Genomic DNA, 18206 nt, shown 5'->3' on the forward strand with positions numbered 1-18206 from the left:
TCCATGGGTGTGACGAATCCGGCCCTGCGCATCATCGCCAACATGGCCGTCGGCAAACTGTTCGGCGGGCAGGATCTGTCGATCATCGAACTTGGGTCGCAGGATGTGCATTGCCAGGACCAGTCCCTGTACAGGGGCCTGTTCGACGCGTTCGGCGTCGCTCCGTACGAGGAGGGGCGCTTCAACTATGGAGACTCGTCGCGCGCTTTGTTCCAGGCTCTCGGCTTCCGGTATCATTGCATCGATCTCGACGGTCGTGCGGACACCTTGGATTGGGATCTGAACGATGCGGTGTGCCCGGATGACTTCAAGGGACGGTTCACCCTGGTGACCAACCATGGCACCACGGAGCATCTTCTCGGGCAGCACAACGCCTTTCGGTTGATGCACGATCTGACGGCGCCGGGCGGCTTCATGATGCACACGCTTCCGTGCACCGGCGACGTCAATCATGGGTTCTTCCGGTACAGCCCGCTTTTCTTTCAGTGTCTGGCCGCGGCCAACGCGTACGAAACCGTTCATTTCTACCTGACCGACTTCAAGGCCATAGCCAGTTACGACAACGAAGGAAGCTTTCCGAGTTTCAGCTACATCATCGCCGTCCTGAAGAAGACCGGCGATTCGGCTTTTCGCATGCCTATGCAAATCTATGACAACGGAAAATATGTCTTGGAACGCAAAAGCAGCAAGGCGCAATAGCGTGGTCGGGCGCGAGCGCTGACGCACGGGGAGGCACGCGCCTGTCCTCGTCGGCATACCCGGGACAAGCCCGGGCAGCCAGTCTGGATGTGTGTTGGTTCGTTGGAACCGTTCTGTCGGTCCTTCCCGTTCCTGCCCCGCGCCTCCGTCAGAAGCTGCTCGTCAGCGACACCAGGAAGGTGCGCGGCGCGCCCGGGGTGATGTTGTTGTTGCTGTGCGCCGTGGCGTAGTACTTGCGATCGAACAGGTTCTGCACGTTCAGCTGCAGCTTCACCCCCTCGGTCACCTGCGCGTAGGCGGCGGCGTCGAACCGCGTGAAGCCGGGCAGCTTGACCGCGTTGTCGGCGGCAGCGTAGGCGCTGCTCTGGTGGATCACGCCGAGGCCGGCGCCGAACATCTTCGTGAACTGGTACTTGTTCCACAGCGACACCGTGTGCCGCGGCACCAGCGCCACCTCGGAACCGGCGAAGGCGCCCGCCGTGCGACTGGTGATCTCCGCCTTCTGCAGGGCGTAGCCGCCCATCACGCTCCACGCCTCGGTGATGTTGCCGGTCACCCCCAGCTCGAAGCCGCGCGAGCGCTGGCTGCCGGTCTGCACGGTCAGCGCCGGGTTGTTCGGGTCGGGCGCGCTGGTGTTGGTGCGGTCCAACTGGAACACCGCCGCCGTCAGCGACAGGTTCGGCCGCACGTCCCACTTGCCGCCGACCTCCAGGTTGCGGAACTTTTCCGGCTCCAGGCCTGCCGTCACGCCGGTCAGCGTCGTGAACTGGTCGCCCGAGCCCGGCAGGTACGACACGCTGTAGCTGGCATACAGCGACACCGGCTCGATCGGCTTGAACACCACGCCCAGGCGCGGCGACCACAGGCCGTCGGTGCGCTCCAGGTTCTGGCCGTTGCGGTTGTTGTGGTAGTCCACGTTGAAGCGGTCGTAGCGCAGGCCGGCGATCACCTGGATCTGCTCGGTCAGTTCGATCTGGTCCTGGACGTAGCCCGCCGCCACCGTGGCCACCGTGCGGCTGTCGGCGTCGGTCGCCGACTGGCGCCAGACCACCGGGACGAACACCGTGGGCGTGCGCAGCGGGGTGCTGAACGAGGTGGCGTTGCCGGGGAAGAAACCGGTGTTGCGGAACTGGTCGGTGCGCTGGCGGCCCAGCTCGACGCCGGCCAGCAGCTTGTGCTTCACCGGTCCGGTGGCCAGGTCGAACAGCAGGTCGGTCTGATTGAACAGGTTCTGCCGCTGGATGGCGTGGTTGTAGGCCGCCAGCGACACCTGGGTGCCCGCCGCGTTGACGGCGCCGGGGAAGACGTTCTGGTAGAACTTGTCGTAATCGGCGAAGCGGCTGCGGTTGCGGATGGTCACCGCGTCGGTGATCTCGTGCTCGATCAGCGCGTCCACCGTGTGCACGTTGGTCTCGGCGACGCTCAGCTCCGGATTGCCGAAGAAGGTCTTCACGTCGGTGTCCAGCGGCGCCCCGCGGAAGGACGGCACGCCGCGGTCCGCCGTGCGCTCGTCGTGCACGTACTCGTAGCTCAGCTTCAGCTTGGTGCGGTCGGTCGGCGTGAAGGTCACCGTCGGGTTGACGCCCCAGCGGTCGATGCGACCGTAGTCGCGATAGGTGCCGGACTTCTCGATCACCCCGTTGATGCGCGCGGCGAAGGTTTCGGTCAGCGCCTGGCCGAAGTCCGCGGTGGCGCGCTTGTTGCCGAAGGAACCGCCCTGCAGACCGATCTCGCGCACGGGGCGGCCGTCGGCCTCCTTCAGCACGCGGTTGATCACGCCGCCGCCGCCGCCGCGGCCGAAGATCATGGCGTTCGGGCCCTTCAGCGCCTCGACCCGTTCGACGTTGTAGAGGTCGCGGTAGTACTGCGCGTCGTCGCGCACGCCGTCGGTGAAGAAGTCGGCGGTGGTGCTCTGGCCGCGGATCACCAACTGGTCGCGGTTGCCCTCGCCCTGCGCGGCGGTGATGCCGGGGATGTAGCGCACCACGTCGGCAATGCCCTGCATCGCCTGATCCTTGATCGCCGGCGCGGTGACCACGCTGACCGACTGCGGCACGTCGCGCAGCGGCGTGTCGGTCTTGGTCGCGGTCGTCGTGCGCTTGGCGACGTAGCCCTCCGACGCGCGGCCCTTCAGCGTCGCGTCCTCGACCTTCACCGGGTCGAGGACGACCGGCGCCTGCGCCGTCTCCTCCGCGACCGCCGCCGCGCCGCACAGACAGACCACGGCCAGCGCCGTCGTCCGCAGCAACCCACCGCGCCGGGCCCGCCCGCCCGCCCCCTGGTTCGACGCCTCGATCCCGCCGATCAATCCCGTCATGTCCTGCCTCTCGCCGTGTCGTAACCGCATGTCATGCGATTGATAGGCATTCGCATGACATGCGGACGCATACCGGCTGGAGGCTGGCCGAGGCAACAGTTATTTGCAAATGCGTCGCAATTGCGAATTCGGGAGGGTGCTGCGCTGCGGCGCTGGACTCGCCGAAGCGGACGGCCGGATCGTCGTAGAGCATTGCTTGGTTGGGGAGACAACGGCGGCGGGCCCCTCGGGGCCTCAAAACACGAGGGGCCCGCCGTCGCCGGGGCATCACGCCGTGATGTCGATGCCCTGCGATCCGCGCGGCGCCATGGCCGCGAACAGGCTTTGCGCGCTGGTCAGATGACCGGTCTGCAGCGCGGAGCCGAGGTCGCCCAGCAGCTCCTTGAAGCGTTCGGCTGGAGAGGCGGCGGCGGTGGACGAGGTGGACGTCGCCGACGAGGTGCTGGACGAGGAGGACGATGACGACGAACTGGAGCTGCTGTCGCTGTCGTCCTCGAACAGTGAGTTGAGGGCATCGTAGGCCGACTGCGCACCCGACAGGTCGCCGGAGCTGAGCGACTGGGCGAGCTGCCCCATGGCGTCCTTCACCTCGTCGGACGGGCCCTGGCCGCCCGGCGGCGGTCCCGGAGGCGGGCCGCCCCGGCCGCCGGCGCCGCCGGGTCCACCCTGCGGCGGACCGGACGCGGCGAAGGCCTGCTGCACCTGGCTGATGTCGCCGGTCTTCAGCGCCGTGCCAACCTCGGACAGCATGGTGGACAGCGGGTCCTTGCTGCTGGTGCCGCTGGTGCTGCCCTGGCGCTTGCCGGCCGCCTTGGACAGCGAGTCGTAGGCTTTCTGCGCCGCCTCAAGGTCGTTGGACTCGAGCGCCTTCTTCAGCGTGTCGATGCCCTCGCGGATCTCCTTGCCCGGGCCGTGCGGGCGGCGCTGCTGCTGGTAGAGTTGCGATACGCTGGACGAGGATACGTCGGATATGGACATGGCGGACTCCTGCGATTTCCGCGGACGGTTGCGCCGTCCATCCCGGGGCGGCGCTCATCCGGTGATACGCACCGCCCTCACGCCTCCTGCGTGGCCTATTCGAAAATATATCTAAAATTTTACCGGAAGCCGGGGCCCGGGGGCGGGCCGGGCGGACCGTGACGCTGCGGGCGGAACTCGGCCATGCGGCGGCGGCCCTCCGGCGACATGGCGGCGGCGGCCTCGGCCAGCGAGGCCTGCACGCGCTGACGCAACGCGCGCTCCTGCTGGTCGGTGGTCTCGAACACCGCCATCAGCGCCTGGGGATCGAACGGTTCGGTCAGCAGGGCGGCACGCAGGCGCTGCGGGAAGGAATCGCGGACGTCGCGCTCGGCCCGGATGGTGGCGCGGTTGGCGTCCAACGCCCGATGCAGGATGGCGGCGTCCTCGGACGGCAGCGTCTCGGCGAGGCGCAGCAGGAAGCCCTCGGGCCCCGGCGGGCCGTGCGGCGGTGGCGGTGGACGGCCGACGTGCGAGACGGCCAGGCCGGCGAAGAAGAAGTTCACCGCCAGCGAGAGCATCAGCGCGACCGGCATCCAGCGCCGAAGGGTCGTTCGTGTCATTGGTCCCACGCGAGGGAAGGGGAGGACGAGGCGACGAGGGCGGTGAAGCCGGACTCCAGGGGCGCCGTGCTCCGCCACAGGGTGACGAGTTCGAGGTGGCCGAGCACGAAGCCGCACACCCCCATCAACGCCAGGAAGCCGGCGGCCGACCAGACGGAGCTGCGCGTGCTGCCGGCCGCGCCGGGGACCCAGGTGGTGGTCGGCGGCGGGTCGAGCCGGCGTTCGATGGCGGCCAGCACGCGCGCGGCGCTGGCGTCGTCCACCGCGGGGGCGGCGAGGTCCAGCCAGGCGTCGAGCACGCGGGCCTGGCCGAGCGCGCGCTGCGCCTCTTCGGAGGAGGCGAGCAGGGCGCGGGCAGCGGCGCGTTCGGCGGCGGGCCAGCGCTCGATCTCGGCGCCGCAGGCCTCGGCCAGATGGCGGAACCGGTCGATGTTCATCACGACTCCTCCCCGGACGATCCGATCAGCGGTTGCAGTTTGGCGCGCAGCACGCGGCGCGCCCTCACCAAGAGACTTTCCATGGCCGACACCGACACCTTCATGACCTCCGCCGCCTCGGCGCAGGTCAGTTCCTGATAATAGCAGAGGCTCAGCGCCGCCCGCTGCCGGTCGGGCAGGGCGGAGATCGCCGTGTCCACCGAGGCGGCAAGCTGCCGCTCCGCCACCGCCGCGTAGGCGTCGGGCGCGGGGGCGGGCAGGTCGTCGGCCTCCTCCAGCGGGGCGAAGCCGCGGCGGCGGCGGTAGTCGAGGCTGCGGTTGACAACGATGCGGTACAGCCAGGTGCCGAAGCTCGCCTCGCCGCCGCGCCAGCCCTCCGCGTGGCGCCAGACGCCCAGGAAGGCGTCCTGCACCACCTCCTCGGCGTCCTGCGCGTTGCCGACGACGCGCTGCGCCAGCGCCAGGCTGCGCTTCAGGTGCCGCCGGGTCAGGGTGGCGAAGGCCGCGCGATCGCCCGCCGCGACCTCGGCCATCAGGGCCTCGTCGCTGGGTTCCTCCCCGTCATCGCCGTTGCTCACAACCGCCAACCGCCGCCAACCCTCATGTTCGCCGCATCCTACACGGGCCATCGCCATCGACGACGACCCGTTAGACGCGGGCGGCGGACGACTCCTGCGCCGCCGCCCGGCATTTTTTGCCGAGCCTTCCCCCTGGTCCGGTACCTCTCCCGTCTGCTATGGCTTGCGCCCCCCTCCATGGCAGCATAGCGCGATGACCGACACCCCCTGCTTCCTCGACGTCCGCGCCTCGATCACGGGCAAGCGCTGGCAGGCGCGGGCCTTCGACGAGCGGCTGGCCTGGGCGCTGGCGCAGGGTCGCGGCCTGCCGGAGATCGTCGGGCGCGTGCTGGCGGCGCGCGGGGTGACGGAGGAGACCTGCGACGGCTTTCTCAACCCGACGCTCAAGGCGCTGATGCCCGACCCGTCGCGGTTTCGGGACATGGATGCGGCGGCGGCGCGCATCGCCCGGGCGGTGATGCAGGGCGAGAGCATCGCGGTGTTCGGCGACTACGACGTGGACGGCGCCACCTCGGCGGCGGTGCTGGTGCGCTTCCTGCGCGCGCTGGGCGTGGAGGCGCGCATCTACGTGCCCGACCGCATCGCCGAGGGCTACGGCCCGAACGCTCCGGCGCTGCTGCGCCTGCACGCCGAGGGGGTACGGCTGGTGGTCACGGTGGACTGCGGCGTCGCCTCCTTCGCGCCGCTGGAGGCGGCGGCGGTGGCGGGGCTGGACGTCGTCGTGCTCGACCACCACGCGGCCGAGCCGAGGCTGCCGCCGGCGGTGGCGGTGGTCAATCCCAACCGGTTGGACGAGGACGGGTCGTACCGCACGCTGTGCGCGGCGGGGGTGACCTTCCTGGCGGTGGTGGCGGTGAACCGCGCGCTGCGCGAGGCCGGCTTCTACGCGGGGCGCAACCCGCCGGACCTGCTGGAATGGCTGGACCTGGTGGCGCTGGGCACGGTGTGCGACGTGGTGCCGCTGACCGGGCTGAACCGCGCGCTGGTGGCTCAGGGGCTGAAGGTGATGGCGCGGCGCACCAACACCGGGCTGGCGGCGCTGGCCGACATCGCCGGGGTGAAGGAGCGGCCGGACGCCTACCACGCCGGCTACGTCCTGGGCCCCCGCGTGAACGCCGGCGGTCGCGTCGGCATGGCCGACCTGGGGGCGCGGCTGCTGTCCACCGACGATCCGGTGGAAGCGATGCAGCTGGCCCAGCGCCTCGAATCGCACAACGGCGAGCGCCGCGCCATCGAGGCCGCGGTTCTGCAGGACGCCATCGCACGCGTCGAGGCGCTGGCCGACCTGGAGGCGGAGTTGGTGTTCGTGGCTGGCGAGGGCTGGCACCCCGGGGTGGTCGGCATCGTCGCCTCGCGCCTGAAGGAGCGTTACAGCCGCCCGGCCTGCGTGGTGGCGCTGGAGACCCGTGACGACGGCACGGTGATCGGCAAGGCGTCGGGGCGCTCGGTGCGCGGGGTGGACCTGGGGGCGGCGGTGATCGCGGCGCGACAGGAGGGACTGCTGATCGCCGGCGGCGGCCACCGCATGGCGGCGGGCTTCACGGTTGCGGGCGACAGGCTGTCGGAGCTGCGGGTGTTCCTGACCGCACGAATCGCCGCGCAGGTGCAGGCTGCCCCGCTGGTGCCGACGCTGGAACTGGACGGCGCGCTGGCGGTGGGGGCGGCGACGCCGCAGTTGGTGGAGACGCTGTGCAAGCTGGGGCCCTTCGGCACGGGGAACGCGGAGCCGCGCTTCGCGCTGGCCGACGCGCGGATCGTGCGCGCCGACGTGGTGGGCGGGGCGCACGTGCGCTGCATCCTGTCGGGCAGCGACGGCGCGCGGTTAAAGGCGATCGCCTTCCGCTGCCTGGAGGGCGAACTGGGCAAGGCGCTGCTGACCGCGCAGGGGGCGCCGCTGCACTTGGCCGGTGTGCTGCGGGTGGACCGCTGGAACGGGGCGGAGGGCGTGCAGCTGCTGATCGACGACGCGGCGCGGCCGGGCGGATCGGGCGTGTGATGGAAAGATGAATTCTCTCCTTGATTTCCGGGCCGCCGGCCGTTAGTTCTCTGCCCGTCCACGCGGTCCCCATCGTCTAGAGGCCTAGGACACCGCCCTTTCACGGCGGCGACGCGGGTTCGACTCCCGCTGGGGACGCCATCTTTTCAATGGCTTAGCGTATGGGCCTGGGGAACTTCCCCAACTTTTCCCGAATATACGTGTTGAGACGAGCCGAGACGGCGGGGGACAAACACCCCTGCTCCACGTGCCTGGTTGCCGAGCCGGGGCGTCTGCCGGTGGCATACAGCAGCGCGCCGTGACGGGTTCTTTCCCGAACGGGAAAATATCTGCCATGGGGTGTCGGCTTGACCGACTCAAGCTGACGATGATGTGACGGTCGTCACTGCGTCGCACTGCCGTTCCAGCGATGGTCAGCATCAGCAAGGCGCAAAAGGCGCCGAGGCTCCTTCAGTTCACAGGCCGCTTCGCCCATTGGGTGAGAGCGGCCTTTCTGCGTGATGCGAGGCGGCTGAGGGCCGCCGCGCTTGTCCTGCCGATCTGCGGACGGCCTGCGGGTTTCGCGTCGGCCTGCACATCCTGCATCCGTGTCGATCAGCCGACATCATCGACAGAGTGTCTATCGAGTCGGGTGACGACACTGGTCGGCCCGGCGAGATAGTGCTTCTCGGGTCAGCAATGCGCCCCGGCCCCCGCTGCATTTCCTGCGGATCTGCTGGCAGATGGCGTATCAGGACTACCTAGAGGAGGCAGGGCGCTGAGGCGCCCTGCCTTGTCGATCACCTCTGGTAATTCCAGCTTCTGGGGCCGACAAGCGGCGGGATGCCGTACCTGAGGATGAAACTGAACTCTTGCAGCGTCGAATTTCCGCCAGCCACGGCATCGAGGTCCTGCTCCGACACCTCGCCGGTGGGGAGTGCCGACGGGAGAACCAGGTGCATCCGTGTCGGGGTGTCCTCAACCGCAACGACGGTGAGGCCGGGCGGCACGGTGAAGCCTTCCCCGGCGAGTACGGCGGCGGGATCGGCAAGGAGTCGCTCCCGGAACGACGGGTCGGTTTGGGCCTTCTCAAAAATGGCGGCCAGGGGATGCGCTGTTTCCGTCATGGGGAGCATGTCCTTGCTGCTGGTTGCCGCCGCGGCCGTGGTTCGGCGCGCGCCGTGGGGAACAGTAGCAACCCTCCAGCCGAGTCGCCCGTCAGCGCGTCTCATATACTTGCCCAGCCGTCTCAAGTTCGTCGGACGATAGCGCTTCGGTGCGGGAGCGAGCTTTGCGCCTCACGCTGGGTTCGGTGCGATCAACTCCGCCGAGTCGTTCCGCACGTTCCCCACCGCCTTGAACACCGGCCAGAGCCGGGTGAGTTCTGCCGGATCCCGGCCCGGTTCCCGGCGGGCCGTCCGGCAGCGCACCCTATTGAGGCTCCCCGACGCGTTGGAGCAGGACGACGTGCCGAAATTCGGCAGCGGACCGGTCACGCCGCCGCCACGCTCGGGAAACGGAACCAGACAAGCCCGTCGATCACGTCGGACTCGAGCACGATGACCCTCTTCAACAACCGCGGCCCCTATACCAGCCGCGCGGTGACCACCCCGCGCACCTCCGGCGGGCTGCTGCCTGGTGCGCGGAGGTGCGTTCCGGAATTCATGCGCTGGACGATGTCGGCGAACTTGCTGTTCACGGCTTCCCCTTGGCATCACCGAAGAAGTGCCCACCAGCTCCCTCAGCCGGTGGACCGGCTACTACGGTATAGCGGCACAGCTTCAACCGCTCTGTCTGATCCCGTGCGATCCGTTGCCGCGTCTCCGAGTCGGCGCGCTTTGCGGTCAGGCTGCCGGCGTGCTCGGTCAGCACAACGCTCAGCGTTACGGCCACGTGCTCCCAAGGCACGGCCTGCCCGTTGTGGAACACCGGCTGTGCGCGTCGCGCCAGTTCCCGGTACTGCTCCTTGATGGTGTCCGACATGCCGGCCCACACCTCGCCGGCCATCGTCATTGCTGCGCGCTCGATCTGGTCCATGGGTTCCCTCCGTGCTGAGGAGAGGAAGCTTAGATATGGAACGAATAGGGAACAATCGTCCCTTCAGCGGAGCGCCTTGACTCAACTCCGTTGCGGCCGGTCATAATTCTCGTACGAGTGGCGTAGGCCGATGCATATGCATACTGCAGTATGGGGAGAGGGATGAAGAGGACGGCGTTGGCTGTGTTGACAGCCGCAATGATGGCGAGCTGCGCATCCCCAGGCGGGCCCAGCGTCGTAAGGTACTGTGCCGGGCGGGATGGGTTCCCCTTTGAGACCAGATCCCCGAGTTGCGCCCCACTCGCCCGCGAGGTCACCTTCGCCGAATACCTATCGCTCAAGGAGCAGCGCGAGGCTGGGCGGCAGGTTTCGCCTGCAAGCCAAACGCCCGCAGTTGCTCAGAGCGCTGCCGCGCAACGAGCACAGGAGCCGCAGCCCCCGTCTTGGAAAGAACGTCGCGTCAAAGTCACGCCGACACTCCGGGCCGCCATTGAGGATGCGGTTAGGAACGGCCTTAAAGACCCTGAGTCGGCCCGTTTCAAGCATGCAGTAGCGTTCAGAGACAAGGATGGTGGTGTGTCCGCATGCGGCTTGGTCAACGCGAAGAACAGTTACGGCGGGTACACTGGGTTCACCGCCTATCGGGCCTTTGTCGCTGAAGCGAAAGGCAAGCATATAGGCGTCGGCGCGCTCCTAGCCGAGGGCAAGTATCCTCAGGTTTTCTATGAAGTTAACCCGATGTGCGACCCGAAGAATTGGTGATAGAGCCGTTGCGGGAGGATTGAGGGGATGGAAACGCGCGCGCTGCTAATCCAGTCTGAGGATGAAGCGTGGAACGTCCTTGAGAGGATCGCGGCCAATGCATTGGACCCGGCCGATTATCCAGGAGGCATTCACTTTTCTGACTGGTCGTGCGAGTTGATGCGCATTCCGCATGACCCAGTTCATTCGTCTATTACGACGCCAATGATGCGCGTCTTCCTTGATTACCAAGCCCAGATAAACAAAACATTCCGCACCGCACGCTATGGTGCCGGGTCAGGAAAAAAGCTGACTATCGAAGAAAAATTTGAAATTAACCTAAGGATAATTGTTTCTTCCGGAAGCTCAGTGTACAATGCTAAACCAAGAGAGCTTCTTGAAAAGCTTGCCAGCGAGGCCGTTGCTAAAATGGAGTCTAGGGACGTAGCAAAGGTCATCGTGATTTGTGCGCTAATAGCCGCGGTGGGCTATTTTGGACATAGCGCATTTGAGGCCTACTGGAAGGCCCAAGCCGACGCGAAAAAAGCGGAAATCGCCGCTGACGAGCGGGTGAAACTGTCAGAGCAAGAAACCAAGAGAGCGGAACTGTTGGCGCGCCTTGCCATGCAGAATGAGCAGGCGCGGGAAGTCGTGCAGCAGACAGAAACGGCCCACCGGGTGCTGCTCAAGGGCGCGGTCGTGGCCGGAGGTGCGCTGGTGCATGCCGTGAATGTCCCTGCTGAAGCCGCGGCGTCAGTCCTCGCGCAGCCGCGGCGCTCTGGGGCCGGGAGCCCGTTGGACGGTGACTATGAGGTGGAGAAGATCGCAGCGGCTGTCGATGGCGCATTTGCTGTGCAGGTAAAGGCTGCGCAGAGCGGCGCGGTGGTCAACGCTGAGGTGCGCGAACTCTTTGTCCCCAAGGACCAGATTGACTTGCTGTTTGGCTCCTTGCGCGACGGCCATCGTGTCTTCATTCGCATGAACACCTGGAAGGTCGGCGAGCAGGTAACGAACGCGGCCATTGTACGGGTGGAGCCTTGCGCTAGTGAATGAGCAGGCCTGAACCTGTGATGGCACCCTCTCTGCGGATCATGCCGAGATCGGCACGCCAGTAGGTTGGCAGCAAGGGCGTCCTGCGGGGCGCCCTTCGCATTTCTGGACCAAAGCGCTGTTGGAAGCGCAATGGTGCAGCGGGGTGAGCATGGCAGGGGGCAAGAGCCCGAAGCTATGAAGAGGCATATCAGTAGAGGAAGACGCCTGCGGATAGAGTGCGTGCTCACCAGAACCTCTGGCGGCACCTAACCAATACCAAGGTCAAGATGAGGTCAGGATATTTCCACCGAAAACATAAATGAATTGCCGAATACCCCCATCCTGACCGTCGAGGACATCGCTACGTTCCTGAGGTTGCCACGCTCTACAGCCTACAAGGCGTGCAAAGACGGGACTATCCCCTGCGTTAGGTTCGGCCGGCACATTAGGATCTCTCGCCAGAAGTTCCTTGACTGGCTCGCTTCCAAGTAGGCGCGGCTGACCATGGTAAGCGTCTACGTCACTCAACGTTCTGCGGAGGCGTTCTCCATCTGCCGCGGGCGGAGCTAACCTGCTGCATTAGCTTGGCTGCGCTGTTCGCCGCCTTGTCCAGGTCGGCGTGAATTGCGGCGCATGCCGGCTCAACGCCTCTATCAGCGCCAGCACCTCGGCCAACGGTGCGCCCGGCTCTCCGATCTCCCCCGCCGGTCCCCACATAGCCGCTATCAAGTCCAGCCGCGCCAGCACGTCGGCCGGCTTGTTGATCGGCGCGCGGCGAATGGAAGCGGCGAGTCGGAGGCCTTCGTTGGCGAGCTGCTGGGCGCGATGCTCCAGGACGGACAAGCCCGTTGCCTCACGGTGCCCCTGCGCGCGCTGCTGAGCGCTCTCTAGCGCGTCGGCAAGGGCGGTGGCGCGGTCAAGGTGCCGCTGCATCGCTGAGGGGTCCAGGCGCGCCCACGCGGGCGCTGGAGCGGCTAGGATCTCATCGGCGCTGGTGTAGCAGCGTCGGCCCCATATGACAGCCGGCGGCGGCCCGGCGTCGTTGACGGCGACGCTGTGCAGGTCAGCCAGCATCGCCGCGCGCTCCTCCTCGACGCGCCGCCACTCCTGCCACAACGACCATGCGTCGGCCGGCCCGTGCATGACTCACGTCCTACGATGGGACCGTGGGACAAAACGGCAACGCTTCCGCTTCCATCCGTGCGAGGTCAACCGAACGGGGTGGTGATGATGGACGGGTGCATGACGAACGCCGATCTGCGGACGCTGGGCTACTTGCCACCGGAGGGGCTGGCGGTGCCGACCGGCCCGCGGTTCCTGGTCGAGACGATGATCATGCAGGATGGCCCGCATGCCGAACTGCTGAGCGCCGCGCGGGACGCCCTGTGCGCCACCGCGGTGGGGCTCGGCTTCACGCCTGTGCTGAGCACCATGTGGGAAGACCTGGAGGCGCTGAACCGCGCCAACCTCGGATCGTGGCTGCCGTTGATGCGCCGGCCGGATGGCTCGGACTGGTTCTGGTTGGGCGCCGTCGATGACCGCGGTGAGGTATTGGGGACGCAGGGGGCTGCTCTGGTGGACTGCACCGCGGCCAGCTTCGGGGACCGACTGTCCGACCTGTCCTTCTTCAGCGGCCGGCCAGCACCCGGGGAACGGTGCTTCTGCGCCAGCCCCACGGCGTTCGAGACGACGGGGCGGGTAGCCTACGTCACCGCTGGCTGGACGCACCCCGATGCGCGTGGGCGCGGGCTGTTCCCACTGCTCGGCCGGCTGGTGCGCCTGGTGGCATGGGCGCGCTGGGCGCCGTCCTGGTGTGTGGGGATGGTATCCGACACGGTGGCCCCGCAGTGGAGCGAGGCGAAGGCCGGGCGTCGCTTCCTGGAACGGCGCCCAACCATCCTCTACCAGAACCCGGCCGTCGGCTTCGACTACCCTCCATACAGGCTGCTGCGCTTCTGCCGGGCCGGGGTGCTGCTGGACCTGCAGGAGGTGAGTGCCGCCGGGCACCGCATGAGGGGGAACGCGGCGGCGTGACCGTCGAGGGGCGGGAAGGGAAGTGCATCGCCTTGTGGCCCGGCTCACATCGGGCAGGGGGGCGGTTCGGTAGGGTTCGGTCATCGAGACAACGCGCCGGACACGCAGCGCCGGCCCCACCCAGGAGACCACACCATGATCCGCACTTCCCTGCTCGCCGGCTTCGCCACCCTCGCCCTGCTGTCGGCCCCGGCGCTGGCGCAGAACGTGTCGAACGTGTCGAACACCGCCGCGGGCGTCGGCAACGTCGCCACCCAGAACGTCACCACCATGCAGCGCGGCGGCGGCCTGTTCGGCGGCCCGAACGTCGCCAACGTCGCCAACACCGCGGCCGGCATCGGCAACACCGCCAGCCAAGGCGTCTTCGTCGGCCAGCGCTCGGGCGGCCTGTTCCCCGGCGGCTCGATGGCGAACGTGTCGAACACCGCGGCGGGCATCGGCAACACGGCGGCGCAGGGGGCGACGGTGCTCCAGCGCTCGGGCCGCCCCGGTGTCGCCTTCGGCGCGCCGAACCTCGCCAACGTCTCCAACCTGTCGGCCGGCATCGGCAACTTCGCTGGACAGGGCGCCCTCGTCCGCCAGCGCTGAGCATCGGGTCACGTCTGTCCCCTCCCTGACCTTGGCCCCGACCGGTTCGCCCGGCCGGGGCCTTCTCTTTGCCTGCCGACCATCGGCTAAAGTTGGACGCAGCTCAGCACGGCACGTCGGCCGTCCGATGCCTTCCAGCCGATCAGCGAGTGCAGGTAGACCAGCGGCGAGGCGTGGCCAAACAGACGGACCCGATTGACGAGCGGGCGGCCGGTGTCGATGGCCTCGGCATAACTGGTGTTCATGCTGTCCCCGAAGTCGGCGCGCTCATCCACCGTGACGGGCCGCCCGAGGTTCTCGCGGCCCCACGCCCGGCCCATCACACTGACGGTCGGTTCCCCGACGTAGCGCCAGGTCAGCGGCCCGCCTGGGTCGGAGGCGATCAGCACGCACCTAGACAGCAGCCCGGTGCGCTTCAGGAAGTCGAAGATCGGCGGACAGAGGGTCGAGTGCCGTCCGCACTCCACGGCCACGGCCTGCATCCAGTCGTTCGCCACATGCACCGGCTGGCGCTCCAGTTCGGCGTGCACGCGGGCGGGGCGCTGGGCGCTCCGCTGCGGAAAGGTGAGGACGGCGCTCATGCCGCGCGTTCCTTTCGGTAGGCGTCGGCCATGGCGGTGTAGATGGCCCGCGCCTGTTCGGCGCTGACGCCGGTCGCGGTGGCAGCCTCCACCATGCGGGCGGTGGGCACCTGGGGCATGCAGAGGGGCTTTGGGGCTTCCGCTTCGAAAGCTGCGACGGTATCGGCGAAGGTGTCGAACTGGGTGCTGGTCTGCGGGGCCGCCGCGATGTGGTCCACCTCCCCAACGAGTTTCCACAGCATCCGCTCGCGACAGTCAGTCAGTAGCTCGGCCGGCATGTCGGCGCCTTCGATAACAGCTGCGTCGGCCTCCTGGCTCTCGTGGAAACCTCGAAACAGCAAGCGCAGCTTGACCGCGATCCCCGCCGCCGTGCGGGCCGGGGTCGCCTCTATGCGGTCTTCCGTGGCGTACGATGCCTCGTACGCGGCATCCCGCTCCGGCGTGTCTCCCTCGGGCAACGTGTCGATGAACCGGAATTGCTGTTTGTAGGTTTCCCACAGGTTCAGCAACTCGGCATCGGGGGATGCTCCGTCCTGCGCCGGGGCGATGGACAGGGCGGCGAGGGCGACGGTGGTATCGCCCCCGGCGAGGATCTGGAGCGCGGGGAACATGCGCAGCGCGTCCAGGGCCAGTCCGCGATGCAGCGCGGCGTCTTCCGCCTCGTCATCTTCGGCCGGCGGGGGAAGGCTGATACTCGCGCTGCCGGCGGGGGCCTCGCCGTGCTCGATCTGCCAGAGAAGGTAGATTTTCACGGCAAGTCCGAGTGCGGACTGGGCCGGCGTACTGGCGAGCGCGCGAGCCGCGTCCGAGTGTGCAGCCACCGCCGCTTCAAACTCGGGATCATCGTCCGGGGTGCTGCGCAGTTCGTCGCACCGCTTGCTGGCCTCGATCCACTTGCGGAGCGCGGCGAGGACTTCGGAGTCCGCCGTCGTGTCGGTGATCAAGGTGCCCGCCGCGAGCCGGGCAATATCCGCGGCGACGACGTTGAGTTCGTTGGCTGTGATCTCGAAGGCGCCGGCCCCCAGAATTGGACACGTGATCCTTTCCATCTTCGCCAGCACGTCACCGAACGTGACGGCGGGGGTGGTGAGCATGGTGTCGATGATGCGGCCCCACTCGGCGCTATTGGCCGCGCGCTGCCGCCCTTCTTCGCTGTCTTCGTTCTCGTCCCGGTCGGCGCTGGCATCGTTCCAATCCAGCAGCTCGCGCACGCGGTCGGCGGCCTCTTGGAAGGTCATGCCGAGCACCGGAATGGTGCTGGTGGCATGCTGGGGCGATGGGGCAGTGGATGTGGCGGGATCGACCGGCGTCAGATCGCCCGCGAGGCCGCGAAGGTAGTCCGCGAACCGATCCGCCCAGACAGAGTGTTTCGCCTCGTGCTGTATGGCGTGGATGGCGTCTTCCGTCACTTGGCACAGCCCAAGGTACAGGAGTATTGCCCCTTTCTCGGGGGCGGTCAGGCGGCGGAAAAGGGACGCAGCCTTGCGCTCGTCCCCGGTCAACCCGTCCATGCTGTTCGGCACCGTGTCGTCGGCGTTGTCCGGCGCGTGGGCGTCTTGAGCACGAGCGAGCGCGGCGGCGACATCGGCGGAAAGGCTATAGACCAGTTCCGAGCCGGCGGAGCGCAGCACGGCGGCCACGGTTTCGCGGGCGCCAGCGAAAAGCCGGGTTTGCTCGTCGGTCAGCAGACTAGGGGCACCAGTGGAGGGCTGAGCGTGCAGGTAGTCCAGTAGCGCGTATACGTCGCGCATGGTGCGGGGGGGCTCCGCCGCCGCAACGGCGTGCCGGAACTTGTTGCCGATGCTGACGGCTTCTTCGGCCGCGGCATTCTCCTCCGCCTCGGTTGCCGCTGCCCCATAGCGCTTGTCATTCTCAGCGTCCGCAGTGCGGAACGCTTCCCACGCAGCAGAGAAGGGACCGGCGCGGCCCAGCAACAAGCGACGGAGAGGGGACGTGGGGCTCTCGCCTTTCGGCGGGGTTGCAGGATGGTGCTGTTCGGTCATCGTGTCGGCTCCGGGCGCGAATGCCCGTGCGAACTCCGCGGCAGCGGGGTGCGTGGCACTCGTGCGTTTCTGTTTTGGTTGGGCCTCTCCCGCTCCCGTAGCTTCCCGTTGATCTGCGGACGTCGGGTGGCGCGTGGAGAGATGTGTATCTGTCATTGCCGTCTCCGTGAGCTTGGCATTTTCCACTAACCTGTGCGCATCAGAAGTACTGGTGTGCGCAAGGCGATGGATGCTGGAGCACCGTGGGCGGCGTTGTATTGTGCGTTAGCTTCAGTTACGGAAGTCGGATCTCCATTTGCTGTCGGGGCAATAGATATTTGGCCGCGTTGGATTAGCGGACGCCCCTTGGATTAGGTGTCGATGGACACGCTGACGGTGGAGCGCTCTTCGACACAGCTGGCGCCGCGGCCGTTCTCGCGCAGTACGGCGCGGATGGAGGCGGACAGGTCGCGCAGCGTCTCCCGGATCGGGTTCGGGGTCGTGTGCAGCCGCTTCGGATCGGACAGCAGGTCGTCCAGCGTGTCGGCGGTGGCGCGCAGCATTAGGGCGAAGCGCTCGGCCGGATCGGCGGGGGTGACGTGCGTCATGGGCTCCACCTCCAGCGTGCCGTGCGGGTTGATGCCGGCGTCCTCCAGGGCCTCGGCCAAGCCGATGACGTGCGGGGCGGTGGCGCCGTCGCGTTCCTCCAGCATCGCGAGCACGGACCCGAGCTGACGAAGCACCTTCGGCAGGGCGGCCACCATGTTCGCCAGTTCGGCGCGGCGCGGGCCGGTCACGGAGACGGTGCCGAAGTCGTGGAAAGCCACGTTCACGCACTCGTCCCGGTGCACGACCACCGGGCGCGGCGGGATCTCGGGAGCGACGGCGGGCCTGGGGCAGATGGCGTTCATGCGCGGTTCCCCCTGGTTTGCATGGTGGCGCGGATGGCGTGGTACTCGTAGCGGTCGGCGCTCACCCGGCGCTGGGTGAGGATCACCTGTCCGATGCGGGCGGCCTCCAGGTATGCGGCGGCCTTGCCGCACACCTCGGCGGAGCGCTGGCGGTCGGTGGACAGGTTGCCAGTGTGGTAGACAGTGCGGGTTCCGGCCGGCTGACGGAGGATCGCAGCGGCGGCGGTGTCGAACGCGCGCCCCACCTCGTTCTTGCACAGGGACGCGGGCAGCGGGTCGAAGCCGTCGAACAGCGGGAGCATGGCGCGAGTCATCGGCGGGGCCTTGTGGTGTTGAGGTTGGAAGTGGCGGCCATCGTCACGCCACCTCTTCCAGGCGGCGCAGCTCGCGGTTGGCGAGGTCGAGACGGCGGATCCCTTCGCGGCCCAGCCGGTCGCAATGCTCCAAGTCACGGATTTGCGCCTTCAGGGTGGCGATGCGCTCGGCGGCGCGCTCGCGGGCCTGCTGTTCCAGCGTGGCGCGGAATGCCTCCCGCCGGGCCTCACGCTCCGCCCGCTCCTTGGCCTGGGCGTACAGCCGGCGCAACGCGAGGGCAAACGCCTCCCGGTAGGTCTGGTGGATGCCATACATGCCGCGCTCGCGGCGGGCGATGGTGTGGGCGGTGCGGAAGAGAGAGCTGCGGTCGATCATGGTCGGTTGCCTTATCGCCAGATC

General features: G+C 67.6%; 19 protein-coding genes and 1 tRNA gene. 7 read left to right on the forward strand and 13 right to left on the reverse strand.

Annotated features, from left to right (window positions below; translation table 11 throughout):
* The first annotated feature begins 3 nt into the window (after positions 1-3).
* Positions 4-699 (forward strand): hypothetical protein, encoded by a 696-nt coding sequence (locus tag ACRWK7_RS05970; RefSeq protein ID WP_431855281.1) that lies wholly within the window; start codon positions 4-6, stop codon positions 697-699.
* A gap of 148 nt (positions 700-847) precedes the next feature.
* Here the strand turns inward: ACRWK7_RS05970 and ACRWK7_RS05975 are convergent, their stop codons facing one another.
* The 5 genes from ACRWK7_RS05975 to ACRWK7_RS05995 form a co-directional block, all read right to left on the reverse strand.
* Entirely contained in the window at positions 848-3016 is a 2169-nt protein-coding gene (locus ACRWK7_RS05975; protein ID WP_431855282.1) for a TonB-dependent receptor, read from the reverse strand.
* Positions 3017-3283: 267 nt separating this feature from the next.
* A complete protein-coding gene (locus ACRWK7_RS05980) occupies positions 3284-3994 on the reverse strand; it encodes a hypothetical protein (protein ID WP_431855283.1) in 711 nt (236 codons plus the stop codon).
* A gap of 119 nt (positions 3995-4113) precedes the next feature.
* Positions 4114-4596: a periplasmic heavy metal sensor gene (locus tag ACRWK7_RS05985; RefSeq protein WP_431855284.1), complete on the reverse strand. Its 483-nt coding sequence runs from the start codon at positions 4594-4596 to the stop codon at positions 4114-4116.
* Positions 4593-5033, reverse strand: a complete 441-nt coding sequence (locus tag ACRWK7_RS05990) for a hypothetical protein (RefSeq protein WP_431855285.1) — start codon at positions 5031-5033, stop codon at positions 4593-4595. The genes ACRWK7_RS05985 and ACRWK7_RS05990 overlap by 4 nt, the downstream gene beginning before the upstream one ends.
* On the reverse strand, positions 5033-5611 hold the full coding sequence (locus ACRWK7_RS05995; RefSeq protein ID WP_431855286.1) for an RNA polymerase sigma factor: 579 nt from the start codon (positions 5609-5611) through the stop codon (positions 5033-5035). Before ACRWK7_RS05995 ends, ACRWK7_RS05990 begins: the two co-directional genes overlap by 1 nt.
* Before the next feature lie 193 nt (positions 5612-5804).
* Between ACRWK7_RS05995 and recJ the strand changes: the two genes are divergently transcribed.
* Together recJ and ACRWK7_RS06005 are read left to right on the forward strand one after the other, a co-directional pair.
* Positions 5805-7607, forward strand: a complete 1803-nt coding sequence (recJ, locus tag ACRWK7_RS06000) for a single-stranded-DNA-specific exonuclease RecJ (protein WP_431855287.1) — start codon at positions 5805-5807, stop codon at positions 7605-7607.
* A 65-nt stretch (positions 7608-7672) separates the two neighbouring features.
* Positions 7673-7748, forward strand: a tRNA-Glu gene (locus tag ACRWK7_RS06005).
* A 638-nt stretch (positions 7749-8386) separates the two neighbouring features.
* Here the strand turns inward: ACRWK7_RS06005 and ACRWK7_RS06010 are convergent.
* Positions 8387-8713, reverse strand: a complete 327-nt coding sequence (locus ACRWK7_RS06010) for an NHLP leader peptide family RiPP precursor (protein WP_431855288.1) — start codon at positions 8711-8713, stop codon at positions 8387-8389.
* A gap of 568 nt (positions 8714-9281) precedes the next feature.
* A complete protein-coding gene (locus ACRWK7_RS06015) occupies positions 9282-9623 on the reverse strand; it encodes a hypothetical protein (protein ID WP_431855289.1) in 342 nt (113 codons plus the stop codon).
* 789 nt (positions 9624-10412) lie between these two features.
* Between ACRWK7_RS06015 and ACRWK7_RS06020 the strand changes: the two genes are divergently transcribed.
* Together ACRWK7_RS06020 and ACRWK7_RS06025 are read left to right on the forward strand one after the other, a co-directional pair.
* Positions 10413-11417: a hypothetical protein gene (locus tag ACRWK7_RS06020; protein WP_431855290.1), complete on the forward strand. Its 1005-nt coding sequence runs from the start codon at positions 10413-10415 to the stop codon at positions 11415-11417.
* Positions 11418-11720: 303 nt separating this feature from the next.
* Positions 11721-11888 (forward strand): helix-turn-helix domain-containing protein, encoded by a 168-nt coding sequence (locus tag ACRWK7_RS06025; RefSeq protein ID WP_431855291.1) that lies wholly within the window; start codon positions 11721-11723, stop codon positions 11886-11888.
* 87 nt (positions 11889-11975) lie between these two features.
* On the opposite strand, the gene ACRWK7_RS06030 is transcribed toward ACRWK7_RS06025, so the two are convergent.
* On the reverse strand, positions 11976-12539 hold the full coding sequence (locus tag ACRWK7_RS06030) for a hypothetical protein (RefSeq protein WP_431855292.1): 564 nt from the start codon (positions 12537-12539) through the stop codon (positions 11976-11978).
* 99 nt (positions 12540-12638) lie between these two features.
* Between ACRWK7_RS06030 and ACRWK7_RS06035 the strand changes: the two genes are divergently transcribed.
* Together ACRWK7_RS06035 and ACRWK7_RS06040 are read left to right on the forward strand one after the other, a co-directional pair.
* Entirely contained in the window at positions 12639-13430 is a 792-nt protein-coding gene (locus ACRWK7_RS06035) for a hypothetical protein (RefSeq protein WP_431855293.1), read from the forward strand.
* A 135-nt stretch (positions 13431-13565) separates the two neighbouring features.
* Positions 13566-14018, forward strand: coding sequence for a hypothetical protein (locus ACRWK7_RS06040; protein WP_431855294.1), 453 nt, complete (start codon positions 13566-13568; stop codon positions 14016-14018).
* Positions 14019-14104: 86 nt separating this feature from the next.
* Here ACRWK7_RS06040 and ACRWK7_RS06045 read toward each other — a convergent pair whose 3' ends face one another.
* From ACRWK7_RS06045 to ACRWK7_RS06065, 5 genes are all read right to left on the reverse strand, one after another.
* A complete protein-coding gene (locus ACRWK7_RS06045) occupies positions 14105-14599 on the reverse strand; it encodes a hypothetical protein (protein ID WP_431855295.1) in 495 nt (164 codons plus the stop codon).
* Complete coding sequence (locus ACRWK7_RS06050) at positions 14596-16602, reverse strand: hypothetical protein (RefSeq protein WP_431855296.1); 2007 nt, start codon at positions 16600-16602, stop codon at positions 14596-14598. The genes ACRWK7_RS06045 and ACRWK7_RS06050 overlap by 4 nt, the downstream gene beginning before the upstream one ends.
* Before the next feature lie 350 nt (positions 16603-16952).
* Complete coding sequence (locus tag ACRWK7_RS06055; RefSeq protein WP_431855297.1) at positions 16953-17492, reverse strand: hypothetical protein; 540 nt, start codon at positions 17490-17492, stop codon at positions 16953-16955.
* Positions 17489-17794: a hypothetical protein gene (locus ACRWK7_RS06060; RefSeq protein WP_431855298.1), complete on the reverse strand. Its 306-nt coding sequence runs from the start codon at positions 17792-17794 to the stop codon at positions 17489-17491. Before ACRWK7_RS06060 ends, ACRWK7_RS06055 begins: the two co-directional genes overlap by 4 nt.
* A gap of 55 nt (positions 17795-17849) precedes the next feature.
* The gene (locus tag ACRWK7_RS06065) at positions 17850-18182 is read right to left on the reverse strand and encodes a hypothetical protein (RefSeq protein ID WP_431855299.1); all 333 of its coding nucleotides are present in this window, start codon (positions 18180-18182) and stop codon (positions 17850-17852) included.
* Between the last annotated feature and the right edge of the window lie 24 nt (positions 18183-18206).

It is taken from the genome of Azospirillum sp., assembly GCF_050789165.1.

What these genes read in the sequence shown, in the direction of transcription:
- ACRWK7_RS05970 (WP_431855281.1), top strand. Translation starts at nt 4, where the DNA reads ATGGGTGTGACGAATCCGGCCCTGCGCATCATCGCCAACATGGCCGTC.
- ACRWK7_RS05975 (WP_431855282.1), bottom strand. Translation starts at nt 3,016, where the DNA reads ATGACGGGATTGATCGGCGGGATCGAGGCGTCGAACCAGGGGGCGGGC.
- ACRWK7_RS05980 (WP_431855283.1), bottom strand. Translation starts at nt 3,994, where the DNA reads ATGTCCATATCCGACGTATCCTCGTCCAGCGTATCGCAACTCTACCAG.
- ACRWK7_RS05985 (WP_431855284.1), bottom strand. Translation starts at nt 4,596, where the DNA reads ATGACACGAACGACCCTTCGGCGCTGGATGCCGGTCGCGCTGATGCTC.
- ACRWK7_RS05990 (WP_431855285.1), bottom strand. Translation starts at nt 5,033, where the DNA reads ATGAACATCGACCGGTTCCGCCATCTGGCCGAGGCCTGCGGCGCCGAG.
- recJ (WP_431855287.1), top strand. Translation starts at nt 5,805, where the DNA reads ATGACCGACACCCCCTGCTTCCTCGACGTCCGCGCCTCGATCACGGGC.
- ACRWK7_RS06010 (WP_431855288.1), bottom strand. Translation starts at nt 8,713, where the DNA reads ATGACGGAAACAGCGCATCCCCTGGCCGCCATTTTTGAGAAGGCCCAA.
- ACRWK7_RS06015 (WP_431855289.1), bottom strand. Translation starts at nt 9,623, where the DNA reads ATGGACCAGATCGAGCGCGCAGCAATGACGATGGCCGGCGAGGTGTGG.
- ACRWK7_RS06020 (WP_431855290.1), top strand. Translation starts at nt 10,413, where the DNA reads ATGGAAACGCGCGCGCTGCTAATCCAGTCTGAGGATGAAGCGTGGAAC.
- ACRWK7_RS06030 (WP_431855292.1), bottom strand. Translation starts at nt 12,539, where the DNA reads ATGCACGGGCCGGCCGACGCATGGTCGTTGTGGCAGGAGTGGCGGCGC.
- ACRWK7_RS06035 (WP_431855293.1), top strand. Translation starts at nt 12,639, where the DNA reads ATGACGAACGCCGATCTGCGGACGCTGGGCTACTTGCCACCGGAGGGG.
- ACRWK7_RS06040 (WP_431855294.1), top strand. Translation starts at nt 13,566, where the DNA reads ATGATCCGCACTTCCCTGCTCGCCGGCTTCGCCACCCTCGCCCTGCTG.
- ACRWK7_RS06045 (WP_431855295.1), bottom strand. Translation starts at nt 14,599, where the DNA reads ATGAGCGCCGTCCTCACCTTTCCGCAGCGGAGCGCCCAGCGCCCCGCC.
- ACRWK7_RS06050 (WP_431855296.1), bottom strand. Translation starts at nt 16,602, where the DNA reads ATGACCGAACAGCACCATCCTGCAACCCCGCCGAAAGGCGAGAGCCCC.
- ACRWK7_RS06055 (WP_431855297.1), bottom strand. Translation starts at nt 17,492, where the DNA reads ATGAACGCCATCTGCCCCAGGCCCGCCGTCGCTCCCGAGATCCCGCCG.
- ACRWK7_RS06060 (WP_431855298.1), bottom strand. Translation starts at nt 17,794, where the DNA reads ATGCTCCCGCTGTTCGACGGCTTCGACCCGCTGCCCGCGTCCCTGTGC.
- ACRWK7_RS06065 (WP_431855299.1), bottom strand. Translation starts at nt 18,182, where the DNA reads ATGATCGACCGCAGCTCTCTCTTCCGCACCGCCCACACCATCGCCCGC.